General features: G+C 68.7%; 10 protein-coding genes. 7 read left to right on the top strand and 3 right to left on the bottom strand.

Going from position 1 to position 12,647, the window contains the following annotated elements; genetic code table 11:
- Positions 1–52 precede the first annotated feature (52 nt).
- The 7 genes from ACTMTF_RS21615 to ACTMTF_RS21645 all read left to right on the top strand — a co-directional run bounded on the left by ACTMTF_RS21615 (position 53) and on the right by ACTMTF_RS21645 (position 9,075).
- Positions 53–421, top strand: coding sequence for a hypothetical protein (locus ACTMTF_RS21615; RefSeq protein ID WP_397004579.1), 369 nt, complete (start codon positions 53–55; stop codon positions 419–421).
- Entirely contained in the window at positions 418–1,539 is a 1,122-nt protein-coding gene (locus tag ACTMTF_RS21620; RefSeq protein ID WP_397004581.1) for a GNAT family N-acetyltransferase, read from the top strand. The genes ACTMTF_RS21615 and ACTMTF_RS21620 overlap by 4 nt, the downstream gene beginning before the upstream one ends.
- Before the next feature lie 222 nt (positions 1,540–1,761).
- Complete coding sequence (locus tag ACTMTF_RS21625; RefSeq protein ID WP_441112318.1) at positions 1,762–2,595, top strand: glycosyltransferase family 2 protein; 834 nt, start codon at positions 1,762–1,764, stop codon at positions 2,593–2,595.
- A gap of 28 nt (positions 2,596–2,623) precedes the next feature.
- Entirely contained in the window at positions 2,624–3,565 is a 942-nt protein-coding gene (locus ACTMTF_RS21630; RefSeq protein ID WP_441112319.1) for a glycosyltransferase family 2 protein, read from the top strand.
- Positions 3,562–4,365, top strand: a complete 804-nt coding sequence (locus ACTMTF_RS21635; protein WP_397004587.1) for a polysaccharide deacetylase family protein — start codon at positions 3,562–3,564, stop codon at positions 4,363–4,365. Before ACTMTF_RS21630 ends, ACTMTF_RS21635 begins: the two co-directional genes overlap by 4 nt.
- On the top strand, positions 4,358–5,677 hold the full coding sequence (locus ACTMTF_RS21640) for a lipopolysaccharide biosynthesis protein (RefSeq protein ID WP_441112320.1): 1,320 nt from the start codon (positions 4,358–4,360) through the stop codon (positions 5,675–5,677). The genes ACTMTF_RS21635 and ACTMTF_RS21640 overlap by 8 nt, the downstream gene beginning before the upstream one ends.
- A gap of 89 nt (positions 5,678–5,766) precedes the next feature.
- On the top strand, positions 5,767–9,075 hold the full coding sequence (locus ACTMTF_RS21645) for a hypothetical protein (RefSeq protein WP_441112321.1): 3,309 nt from the start codon (positions 5,767–5,769) through the stop codon (positions 9,073–9,075).
- A gap of 120 nt (positions 9,076–9,195) precedes the next feature.
- On the opposite strand, the gene ACTMTF_RS21650 is transcribed toward ACTMTF_RS21645, so the two are convergent.
- The 3 genes from ACTMTF_RS21650 to ACTMTF_RS21660 form a co-directional block, all read right to left on the bottom strand.
- Positions 9,196–10,584: a GH39 family glycosyl hydrolase gene (locus ACTMTF_RS21650; protein ID WP_441112322.1), complete on the bottom strand. Its 1,389-nt coding sequence runs from the start codon at positions 10,582–10,584 to the stop codon at positions 9,196–9,198.
- Between the two features lie 94 nt (positions 10,585–10,678).
- Positions 10,679–11,428: an SDR family oxidoreductase gene (locus tag ACTMTF_RS21655; protein ID WP_441112323.1), complete on the bottom strand. Its 750-nt coding sequence runs from the start codon at positions 11,426–11,428 to the stop codon at positions 10,679–10,681.
- Between the two features lie 31 nt (positions 11,429–11,459).
- Positions 11,460–12,491, bottom strand: a complete 1,032-nt coding sequence (locus ACTMTF_RS21660; RefSeq protein WP_441112324.1) for a phosphotransferase family protein — start codon at positions 12,489–12,491, stop codon at positions 11,460–11,462.
- Positions 12,492–12,647 lie beyond the last annotated feature (156 nt).

The raw sequence follows: 12,647 nt of genomic DNA on the forward strand, positions 1-12,647 counted from the left end.
TGAATGCGATCGATCGTCGCTTCGTCCAGCGGGAACGGGAGAGAGACAGTAGATGCTCAAGCACCGCAGAGCGCTCACGTGGCTGCTCGCGCTCGCCTGCATCGCGGGAGCGGTGATCGCGCTCGTCGACATCGACACGCCACTGCGGCCACTGCTGATCTCCCTGTTCCTGCTCGTGGTTCCCGGGGCGGCCGTCGTGGGACTGTTGCGTGATCGTGATCCGCTTGCAGCACTATCTGTAGGAGCCGCGGCAAGTCTCGTCATCAACGTGCTGCTCGCCCAGGCCATGCTGCTCTTCAACGCGTGGTCGCCTCGGGCCGGCGTGGCGACGGTCGCCGTGCTCGGAGGATTCATGTACGTGCTTCGGGTGCTGTACCGGGGGAAGAACATGCAGACCGAACAGGGGGCCAGGGCAAGGTGAAGATCAACGTCATCCGCCCAGGAGAGCTCGGCGCTTCTGAGCGAGCCCGATGGCGGGAGCTTCAGAAGGCCGATCCCAGCCTGGACAACCCGTTCCTGTCGGTGGAGTTCGCCATCGCGATGGACCGTCTGCGCGACTATGTGAGAGTGGCCGTCATTCAGGACGGAAACCGCATAGTCGGCTTTCTTCCGTACGAACGGCACAGCTTCGGCATCGGCAAGCCGCTCGGCGGCTTCCTCACCACCTGCCACGGATTGATCGCGGTCCCGGATCTGAAGATCGACGCGCGGGTCCTCCTTCGGGCCTGCAAACTCACCGTCTTCGACTTCGATCACCTGGTCGCCGGCCAGCCGACGTTCGCGCCCTTCGAGAGCGACGTCCGCCCCGCGCCGGTGATGGACTTCACGCTCGGTTTCGACGCCTGGCTCGACCAGGTCAAGACCAACTCCCCGAAGAACCTGAAGACCGTGCGCTACAAGGAGCGCAAGCTCGGCAGGGAGCATGGTGAGCTCCGCTTCGAATGGTCCTCCGCGGACCCCGAGGTGCTGCGCACACTGCTCAACTGGAAATCGGACCAGTATCAGCGGACCGGCCGGGTCGACCGGTTCGCGCAGCCGTGGATCGTCGAGCTCATCGACCTCATGCACGCCGAGCGGTCGCCCGACTTCTCCGGCGTGCTCACCATGCTCTACTCGGGTGACGTGCCGGTCGCGGGCCATTTCGGACTGAGCACCGCCACCACCCTCGTCGGCTGGTTCCCGGCCTACGACACCGAGTTCGCCAAATACTCCCCCGGCATCGTCCACCACATGCAGATGGCCGAGGCCGCCGCCGCGAGCGGCCTGCACATGGTCGACATGGGCAAGGGCGGCAAGGAGTACAAGGACTGGCTCAAGAGCGGAGTCCTGTACGTCGCCGAAGGACGCGTCTCCCGACCGTCTCCCGCGGCGGCCGTTCACTGGATGGGCCGGACTCCTTTCAACAAGGCCCGAACAATTGTCATGGACCGACCGTCTCTCTATAGGGCGGCCGATCGCGTGCTGAAGGGTTTCGGCCGAGTACGCCGCTCCATGCAGCAGGACAACGCAGTCGCCAAGGATCCGACGGGGGCGGGCTGAGCCCGTCTCCGCCCCGGCACCACGGCAACGCGGCACCACGGCACCACAGCACCACAGCACCACAGCACCACGGCAGCACAGCACCGAAGCAGCACAGCACCAGCACAGCCCTCACCTCAGGACCCACCCGATGCACCGCTCGCCTCATCAGCCATTCCCTCAGCACCAGGGAGTCGCTGACCACGCGGTGCATCGGGAGGTCTCGGAAGGATCAACCTCGCCATGAGTCCCGAGATCACGAAGTACAACGGCAAGACACAGATCAAGCCGCTGCGCTCCATGCCCCCTATCGAGCGGTTCACCCCGGTCACACCTCACCTGGCCATCTCTCCGACGGTGAGCGTCGTGGTGCCCGCGATGAACGAGGCGGAAAACCTGCCTCACGTGTTCGCCACCCTGCCTCAGTGGCTCGACGAGATCGTGCTCGTGGACGGCAACTCCGTCGACGACACGGTGGCCGTCGCCCGCCGCCTCCGGCCCAACATCAAGGTCGTCACCCAGACCGGCAAGGGCAAGGGCGACGCCCTGGCCGCCGGTTTCGCCGCGTGTACCGGCGACATCATCGTGATGATCGACGCCGACGGCTCGACCGACGGCCACGAGATCATCTCGTTCGTCGGCGCGCTGGTGACGGGCGCCGACTTCGTCAAGGGCTCGCGCTACGCCGCGGGCGGCGGCAGCGATGACCTGACGTTCAACCGCCGCTTCGGCAACAAGGTCCTCACCGGCATCGTCAACACGATGTACGGCACCCAGTACACCGACCTGTGCTACGGCTACAACGCCTTCTGGGCCCGCCACCTCGACGTGCTCGACGTCGACTGTGACGGCTTCGAGGTGGAGACCCTGCTGAACATCAGGGCCGCCAAGGCCGGGCTGCGGGTGCACGAGGTGCCGAGCCACGAGCGCAACCGCATCCACGGTGAGAGCAACCTGCACGTGGTCCGCGACGGCCTGCGGGTGCTCAGGACCATCCTGCGCGAGTGGCGCCGCCAGCCCACTGTCTCGCAGCCCGAGCCCGCCGCGACACCGGCCGCTGACCGGGGCGTCGCGTAGGTCGTCCGAGTCGCTCGAAGGAATCGTTGTGAACACGTCTGTTGTCATCTGCGTCTACACCGAGGACCGGTGGGAGGACATCAGGCAAGCCGTGGAGTCGGTCGAGCGGCAAACGCGCCGGCCGTACGAGCTGATCCTGGTGGTCGACCACAATCCGGACCTGCACCTGAAGCTCAAGCGTGAGTATCCCGACGTGATCGTCGTGGAGAACACGCATGAGCAGGGGCTGTCCGGCGGCAAGAACACCGGCGTGGCCACGGCCACCGGTGACATCGTCGCGTTCCTCGACGACGACGCGGTCGCCGACGCTGGGTGGCTGGAGGCTTTGGAGGAGGGCTTCCAGGATCCCGGTGTCGTCGGAGTGGGCGGTCGCACCGAGCCGATCTGGGCGTCGAAGCGCAGGCCGCGCTGGTTCCCGTACGAGTTCGACTGGACGGTCGGCTGCACCTACCGGGGCATGCCCGAGGTGCGGGCGCCGATCCGCAACGTCATGGGAGGCAACGCGGCCTTCCTGCGCGAGGTGGTGTCCGAGGTGGGCGGGTTCCACAGCGGCATCGGCCGCAGCGTGCAGGGCCGTAAGAGCAGGCCGCTGGGCTGCGAGGAGACGGAGTTCTGCATCAGGCTGAGCCAGCGCAGGCCCGGCTCGGTCATGCTGTTCGAGCCGCGGGCGCTCATCGGGCACAAGGTGTCCGGGCAGCGGGAGACGTTCGGTTACTTCCGCTCCCGCTGCTACGCCGAGGGGCTGTCGAAGGCCCTGGTCACGCAGGAGGTCGGCACCCAGGACGGGCTGTCCAGCGAGCGGGCGCACGCGCTCAAGACGCTGCCGCTCGGCGCGCTGCGCGGTGTCGGCGAGGCGCTCAAGGGCGACGTGGGCGGGCTCGGCAGGGCCGGCGCGATCGTGGTGGGGCTGGCCTGGACGGCCTGGGGGTATCTCGTGGGTTCGGTACGGCTGAAAGTGGTGCGGTCATGATCCGGGTGCCGATCCTGATGTACCACTCGGTCAACGACAAGCCCAACGAGGAGACCAAACCGCATTCGGTACGGCCGTCCGACCTGGCCGAGCAGCTCGCCTACCTGAAGGAGAGCGGCTTCACCCCGCTGACCCTGGGCGATCTGGTGGCCTCGTTCAACAACAACAACGGCCGGGTCCTGCCCGACAAGCCCATCGTGCTGACCTTCGACGACGGCTACGCCGACTTCCACAGCCAGGCGCTGCCGCTGCTGGAGCGCTACGCCTTCCCCGCCACGGTCTTCCTGACCAGCGGCTGGGTGTCCGACGCGGGCAAGGACGCGGCGGGCAGGCCGCTGGACGACATGCTGTCCTGGACCCAGGCCCGCGAGGCCGCCGGGGCCGGCATCGAGATCGGCGGCCACAGCCACAGCCACCCGCAGCTCGACCAGCTCCCCAGCGAGGAGCTCCGCCAGGAGCTGCGCCGCAACAAGGCCCTGCTGGAGGACAAGATCGGCGCACCGGTCGCCACCATGGCCTACCCCTTCGGCTACAGCAGCGCCCGTGTCCGGCGTGAGGTGCGCAAGGCCGGCTACTTCGCCGCCTGCGCCGTGGCCAACTCGATCGCCGCCGACAAGCACGACATGCTCGCCATCCCGCGGCTGACGATCTCCACGCACACCACCACCGCCATGTTCAGGCGCGCGGTCGAAGGCACCGGTGTGCCCCTCATCTATCTGCGCGAGCGCATCCTGACCAAGGGGTACGCGGTCGTCCGGCGAACACGGTACGGGCTGCAACGGGTCCGCGGAAATGTCTAGCCTCTGGCAGAAACTGCTCCGCGACCTCCGCAATCCACTGTTCAGGAACGGCTACGCGTTGATGGCCAACACCGGCATCACCGCTGTTCTCGGCATGGGGTACTGGCTGCTCGCCGCGCACTACTTCTCCGAGGAGGAGTTCGGCCGCGGGCAGGCGGTGATCGTGCTGATGCGGCTGTTCGCGTCGCTGACCGCGCTGGGGCTGGTGGGCGCGCTGGCGCGCTTCCTGCCGGTGGCGGGCCGCCGCACCCCGGAGCTTATCCTGCGGGGGTACGGCATAGCCGCCGCCACCGGTGTGACCGCGGCGGTCGGCTTCCTGCTGACCCTGCCGCTGTGGGGTGAGACGTACTCCGTGCTGGCGGGGTGGGGGCCCGGCCTGTTCTTCCTCGCCGCGGTGGCGGTCTGGGCCGTCTTCACCCTCCAGGACGTGGCGCTGACCGGGCTGCGCCAGGCGACCTGGGTGCCGCTCAACAGCGTGGTGTTCGGCCTGGTCAAGATGGGGCTGCTGGTGGCTCTGGCCGGCGCGCTGCCCAACGGCGGGATCTTCGTCTCTTGGATCGTTCCCACGGCCGTCGCGCTGATCCCGATCAACTGGCTGATCTTCGGCGTCGTGGTGCCCCGGCACGTCAGGCAGACCACCGACATCGGGCAGAACCCTCCCGGGCTGCGCGAGGTCGGCAGGTTCCTGGCCGGCGACTTCCCGGGCGCCCTGTCGGTGCTGGCGATCGTCTACCTGGTGCCCGTGGTCGTCGCCACACAGGTGGGCGAGGCCACCTTCGGGCGCTTCTCGATGGCCCACACGCTGGGCTGCATGATCGAGGTGCTGGCGATCAACATGGCCGTGTCGCTGACCGTCGAGGGCTCCTTCGACCGGTCGCGGCTGGCCGCCAACTGCCGCCACGCGCTGCGGCGGGCGATGCTGATCATCGTACCGATCGTCGCGGTGGTGATCGTCGGCGCGCCGCTCATCCTGCAGATCTTCGGGTCGAAATTCGCCGACGAGGGAACTATGCTGCTGCGGCTCATGGCGCTCGCCGTGCTGCCACGGGTGCTCATCGAGGTCTACCTGAGCGCGCTCCGGGCGCAGAGCCGGGCGCACACGCTCGCGCTGGTCCAGATCGGGCTGGCGTCGCTCGTGCTGGCGTCTATCTTGGTCCTTTTCCCGTTCACGAACGTGAACGCGGTGGGATACGGAATGCTGCTCAGCGAGACCGTGGTGGCACTTTTGATCTTCGGAAAGCTACGTAAAATTCTCAAATATGGCGAAACTACGCGAACGGAAGTCGCTCAGGGGTCGCCCGGGGCCGCATGATGGTCAACGTGAGGCAACGGGACGGCGATGGTATGACAGCGGGGACCGGCTCTTCCGGCGTACGGGGGGACGCGGGAGAGGAGTCAGAGGTGCCATTCGATCCGGAGGCGACGGGGATCATCCCCCGGCTGGATCTCGAATCCGCCAAGGAGGCCCCACCGTCGGGCCCCGCCAAGACGCCGCCTGACTCGCCCGAACCCGAGCCTCAGCCCGAGCCCGAGGACGGCTCGAAGGCCGAAGCCGAGGCGGACTCCAGCGCCACCATGACCTTTCGCATCCCCGAGTCCGCAGCCGTGCGCATCGGCGGTCCGCCGACGCTCGAAGAGGCGGAGGAGACGGCCAGGCCCGCCCCCGCCGACGAGCAGGCCAAGGAGACCCGGCCCGCCCTCCCCCGCCCGGGCACCGGCAAGCGGCCCGCCCGCAAGCAGGCCACGCCCGGTGCCGGCGTTGCGGGTGGCGCCGAGGAAGTGACCGCCGTCCAGCCCACCCCGGTCGCATCCCCGGGCGAGACGGTCCAGGACGCTCCCACGGCGGATGCCACCGATGACACCGACGTGCCGCCGAAGCCCTCAAGCGGGCCGGCCCCCAAGGCGGGCGCCAGGCCCCACGCTCCCCCGCTGTCACCGGCCCCAGATTCACCAAGCGCCACAGAAGCCCCAAAGCCCGGCCCAGGCCAGCAAGGCCCCCGAAAGCCCGACATGACCCCGCAGAGCGCCCCAGGCGACGACCCTGAGGCGACCACGGCACTGCGAAGCACCACAGGCGACACCGACACCAAGACCGGCGCAGCATCACAGAGCGCCACGGGCGACACCAAGACCGACACGTCGCCCAAGAGCGCCTCGGCGGGCTCGGCGGGCTCGGCGGGCTCGGCGGCGGGAGTTTCGCCGCGTGGCGAGGATTCTCCGCCGGCGCGTGCGGGCGGCTCTCTGGGCGCTGCTTCTGAGGTCGACGACGCGTCGTCGAAGTCGTCCGGCGCTGAGTCACCCGCGGCCGACACCGACCCTGCGGGCCTCGGTACGGCTCCGGCATTCCCCGGGACGAAGCCCACCGAGCCGGGCACGATGCCGGCTGGGCCGCAGACGACGCCGATCGGACCGGGCGTGCAGCCGACTGGGCCGGGCGCGATGCCGATCGGGGCGGACGCGATGCCGTCCGTGCCCGGTGAGGCGGGATCGGCGGCCAGTGGGCGTACGCAGGTGCGGGAGCCTGCCGCGCGGGCGCAGGCGCCGGCAGTGGGGTTCAGGGGGAAGGTCACGGCGCTGATCGCCAGTGCGCCCAAGTGGCTGCCACTGGTGCTGGTGCTGGAAGGCCTGGTCATGTACGTGCTGGCCCTGAAGGTCAGCCCGGGGCCGCTGCGCGGGGTCGATCCGGCCGACATCAACGGCCTGGGCCTGATCGCGGCCCTGCCCACGAGCGCGTTCGTCGCCATCCTGATCATGCTGGTGTCGTTCTTCGTCACGGTCGCGCAGAGCACGGACCGTAAGTTCCTGCTGCTGTTCCAGATCGCCGCGATCACCTTCGCGTTGCACGGCGCCGGTGCGCTGGTGGCCGAGGAGCCCCGGTTCCCGACCGCGTACATCCACGCCGGTTTCGTGGAGTTCATCGGCAGGACCGGCGAGACGGCGATCAACATCGACGCCCGGATGGGCTGGCCCGGCTTCTTCGCGCTGTTCGCGTTCGTGACGAAGGCGGCGGGGATCACCGACCTGACGCCGATCCTGAACTGGACGCCGCTGCTGTCCAACCTGCTCTATCTGCTGCCGTTCGTGCTGATCCTGCGTCAGGTGGTGGCCACCACGCGGGCGCGCTGGTTCGCGGCGCTGCTGTTCGTGCTGGTGCAGTGGATCGGCCAGGACTACTTCTCATCGCAGGGTTTCACCTTCGCCCTCTATCTGGCGTTCGTGGCGATCCTGTTGCGATGGTTCGGGCGGGTGGAGCCGCGAAAGAAGCCCATCGCGCCGAAGGGGCTGCGCAGGCTGCTGGGCCGGCTGGACGCGATGACGCCGGGCGAGCTGGCCAACACCGGCATGTACCGCGCCGACAAGCTGCTCATGCTGATGTTGATGGTCGCCCTGTTCGTCGCCGCGACGGCCTCGCACCAGATCACCCCGTTCATGATGCTCGGGGTGATGACCGCATTTCTGATCGTGAAGCGGACCTCGCTGACGTGGGCGCTGCCGTTCTCCCTCGGCATGGTGGTGCTGACCTGGATCAGCTATCAGGCCGTCGGCTTCTGGGCGGGCCAGATCGAGGCCATCTTCGGCGGTCTGGGCAAGATCCTGACGAACCTGCAGACCAACACCGGTGACCGCATCGAGGGGACGGACCCGCTGCACGCGCTGGTGCTGCAGGCGCGGCTCGGCATCCTCATGGTGATTCTCACGCTGGCGGCGGTGGGCCTGTTCCGGCGGATGCGGCGCGGGGTGTTCGACCGGGCCGCGCTGATCCTGCTCTGCGTGCCGGTGCTGGCGCTGGGGCTGCAGAGTTACGGCGGCGAGATCGGGCTGCGGATCTACATGTTCGCGCTGCCCGGAGCCTGTTTGCTGGCGGCGTTCGCGTTCTTCCCGAACCTGCCGGCGGACAGCACCGACGTGCGGGAGGAGACCGTTCCGATCCGCAAGCGGAACGTGCGCTTCAACCCGGAGCTGACCAAGAAGGTGTCGCTCGTGCTGGCGGCCTGCTTCGCGGTGGCGTTCTCGATGGCCTTCCTCGTCGCCCGCTACGGCAACGAGAAGTTCGAGCGGGTGACCGCCGGCGAGGTCGCCGCCATGCACTACGTGTACGAGCACGACAAGCCGAGCGCCCGGGTGGTCTACCTGACGTCGCAGCTGGGCCCGGAGGTCACACCGACGCTGCCGTGGGGCGAGAAGGACATCGAGCTGGTCAACTTCGCCGGGCAGGCGCTGGTGCACAAGGACCCGACGATCGTCAAGGACGTGGTGGAGCGGCTGAAGCCCGGACCGGAGAGCCCGCGCAACACCTATCTGGTCGTGAACCGGGGACAGGTCAACTTCCTGCAGCTCAACGAGAACTTCCCGGAGGGCTGGGGGGAGAAGTTCCGGGCCGCGCTGGACGCCACGCCTCAGCTGAAGAAGGTCTACGGCAACAAGGACGCGGCCCTCTACACCTGGGGGTCGTTCGTCAGAGGGACGGAGACTCCGGATCCGCAGCCGTACCAGACGCCCGGCGACCCGAGCTCGCCGTGGACGCCGGTCGGCATCGTGGCGCTGATCGTGATGTGGGTGACCCTGTTCGGCTACGAGGTCATCCGGCTCAACGGGGCGAAGCGTGCGCCGCGGGCCCGCAGGTGGCTGCTGTTCATCGGCATCCCGGCCTTCGTGGTGGCCGTCGGAGTGATCGCCGAGCGGTTCGTCTACATCGCCGCGGGCGCCTGAACCGTCCCGATCGTACGGCGAAGGTCCCCTGTCACGCCGTGACAGGGGACCTTCGCCGTCCAGAGATGGCCGTCAGGCCGTCCAGAGGAGGCCGTCAGGTCGCGCCCCGGCCGCTCGCCGTCAGGTCGCGCCCCGGCCGCTCCACTGGATCTCGTACGGTTTGAGCGTCACCTGCTTGCCGTCGACCGTGGCGGTCAGGGCGGCGTCTGTGGTGTTGACCATGACCATCTGGCGGGCCTGCGCCAGCACCTTGACCCGCTGGTCGGAGACCTCGACCTGCTCGATCGGCACGCCGGCGGGGAACCACTTGGTGAAGCCGCTCAGCAGCCCCGCCATCGGCAGCTCGGCGCCGCTTCCGCCGTCCCACAGGCAGCCGGCGCAGGGGCCCGGGTTCTTGGTCTGGGGGCTCCAGTAGAGGGCCGTCGTCACCCCGGTCCTGGCGAACTCCATGAGCGTGGCGGCCTGCACGGCCATGCGCTTGTCCTCGGTCCAGTCGGAGCTCTCCGGCTCGACGTACCACTCGGCCCACCAGACCGGCATGTTGCCGCTCTTCTCCTTGAGCCAGGCGGTGATGGCGCTGAACTTGGCCGTGGCGGCGAAGTCGTCGGGGATGTTGCCCTTGTCCTTCGTCAGGGTCGCGCCGTCGACCACGATGAAGTCGGCGCCCTTCTTGTGCTCGATCCAGTACTCGATCGCGTCGAGGGTCCGCTGGTCGATCGTGCCGTAGGTGCCGGACAGCTCGGAGGGCGGGCCGCTCTGGTAGCTGTCGATGGGCACGTACGGGCCGCCGACCTGGATCTCCGGGTCCACCTTCTTCAACGCGTCGTAGACCTTGTTGTAGAGCTCTGTGTAGCCTTCGGCGTCCCAGCGGTTGGTGGCCGGGTTCCAGAAGCCCTTGAACTCGTTCCACACCATGTAGTGCTTGACCGTCGGGTACTGCTTGGCGACCTTGACCGCGAGCTTGGCGTAGTCGTCGAAGTGCTCCGGGTCGGGGGCGACCGTGTGGTTCTTGCTCCAGTCGGTGTAGCCCGCCCTGCCGCCCTTCATCCAGTCGGGCGCGCAGCACAGCGTGATGATCGGCAGCGCCCGCGACGACGCCATGAACTCCAGCCGCCGGTTGAGGTCACGGAAGTTGTACTGGCCCTGGCTGGGCTCGGGGTTGCCGGCGCCCCAGCCCATGATGTGCTGGTTCTGCAGCATCGGCACCCGGCCGAGGATCCCCTCGGCGGCCTCCCGTACCTGCTCGGCGGCGTTGTCGGCGCTGTACTGGGTGTGCGTGACACCCCAGCGGGGCCAGTCGTCGACCGGGGGCGGCGGCTCCAGGCTGGGCGCGGGCTCACTGGGAGCGGGCTTGGCCGCCTCGCCGCCGCTGAACTCGGGCCGGGACGCCGATCTCATGCTCGCGTACACCATGATGCCCGCCACGAGCAGGACGGCGAGGACACCGGCCCCTACGGCGATCGGCCAAGGCGACCGCCTGCGGGCATGTCGGCCGTCCGTCGGAATCACGGAATCCACCCCTCACGCGACGTTCAAAAGGCCGGGCGAGATCGCCCGGCCTATATAACCGTATAGGCACTACTTGCGCGCCACTTGCGACCGGTCAGGAAGATGGCGGGCGCTGGCCCGTCGCAGGACCGGGGACCCCCGCATAACGGTACGGCACCGGCTGCCTGCCCGGCTGCACGATGAGCAGGGTGCCCGTCTCCTCCGAGTAGAAGGCGGACTCCACGGCGGCGGCCACGTCGTCGGCGTCCAGCAGCGGGAATCCGGCGCTGGTGAACAACTCCCTGGCCTCGGCCACCAGCGGGGTGTCGGTGAAACCGGGGCAGACGGCGTCGATCCTGATGTTCTCCTTCGCCAGCGGGGTGGCCAGGCCTCTGACGAGGCCGACGACGGCGTGCTTGGTCATGGTGTAGATCGGGTCGCCGTCGTAGCCGACGAGCCCGGCCAGCGACGCCGTGACGACGATCGCGCCGCCGCCCGAGCGCTTGAGCAGCGGCAGGCTGGCGGCGACGCCGAAGACCACGCCGTCCACGTTCACCCCGACCGCCTTGCGGTAGGCGGCGGCGTCGAAGGCCGCCAGGTCCACCCCGCTGGTGATGCCGGCGTTGAGGTGCACCAGGTCCAGCCGGCCGTACTTCTCCTGGGCCAGCTCGACGGCGCGCAGCGAGGCCTCCTCGGTGCTGACGTCGGCGGCCAGCCACGCGCCGCCGACCTCCTTGGCCAGCCGTTCGGCGCCTTCGGCGTCGAGGTCGACCAGGACGCAGGTGGCCCCGCCCGTCGACAGGCGCCTGGCCACGGCGGCCCCGATGCCGCTCGCCGCTCCGGTGATCAGTGCAACAGTGCTCATGACGCTCCTCAGGGGTCGGACATGATGGGGATCACGACTCGTCGAGCATGCGGTGGGCGCGGGTGATCAGAGTGGGCACGGCGGCCCCGATCTGCTCGAAGCCCTCACCCACGGTCTTACCCTGCCGGAAGCGGGCGTGGATACCCTGCACGATGACCGCGAGCTTGAAGTTGCCGAAGGCCGTGTAGAAGCCGAGGTCGGAGATGTCGCGGCCGGACACCTTGCCGTAGTGGGCGGCGAACTCGGCGGCGTTCATGAAGCCGGGCGCGACCGTCACGTCCCCGGCCACCGGGATCCGGGCGCGCTCCTCGTCGCCGCGGTCCTGCCAGTAGGTCAGCGTGAGCCCGAGGTCGGCCAGCGGGTCGCCGAGCGTGGACATCTCCCAGTCCACCACGGCCATGATCTCCAGCTCCGCCGGACCGAGCCGGACGAGAGTGTTGTCGAGCCGGTAGTCGCCGTGCAGCAGCGTGCCGGCCGAGCCGGACGGCAGGCGCTCGCGCAGCCGGGTGCGGAGCCTGTCGTACTCGGGCAGGTCGTCGGTCCTCGACCGCTCCCACTGCTGGTTCCAGCGTTCGAGCTGGCGGGTCAGGTAGCCCTCGGGCCGGCCGAAGTCGGCCAGGCCGACCTCGCGGTAGTCGACGGCGTGGATGGCGGCCAGGATCTCGGCCAGCCGCTCCGACAGCCGCCGGGTCCGCGCGGGCGCGGGCTCGCCGAGCTGCTGCCTGCTGCGTACGGCCTCGCCCTCGACGTGGCCCATCAGGTAGAACGGCGCTCCGATGACGTCCTCGTCGGCACAGAACGCGATCGGCTCCGGGACGGGCACCGGGGTCGGGGCGAGCGCCGAGATGACCCGCCACTCGCGCCGCATGTCGTGCGCGGTCGGCAGGACGTGCCCGAGCGGCGGGCGGCGCAGCACCACACGCTGCTCGCCCATCTCGATCAGGTAGGTCAGGTTCGACCTGCCACCGGAGATCAGCGACACCGACAGGGGCTCACCGGCGTCGGGCACGTGCCGGCCCAGCCATCCGAAGAGCCGGGTCCGGTCAATCCCTGGTACGGTCATGGATCACCATTAGAACGTTATTCGGTCCTGAATGCCACCTGGGAGTTGGATAACGTTCTGAATCATGACCGGCCTACCACCGGCGCATATCCTCTAAGCTGGTCGAACATGTCTGCCCGCATGCTGATCCGAGTTCCGAGTAAGGCATGTCGACAG

Origin of the sequence: Nonomuraea sp. ZG12 (genome assembly GCF_052068115.1) — a bacterium.
GTDB lineage: Bacteria > Actinomycetota > Actinomycetes > Streptosporangiales > Streptosporangiaceae > Nonomuraea.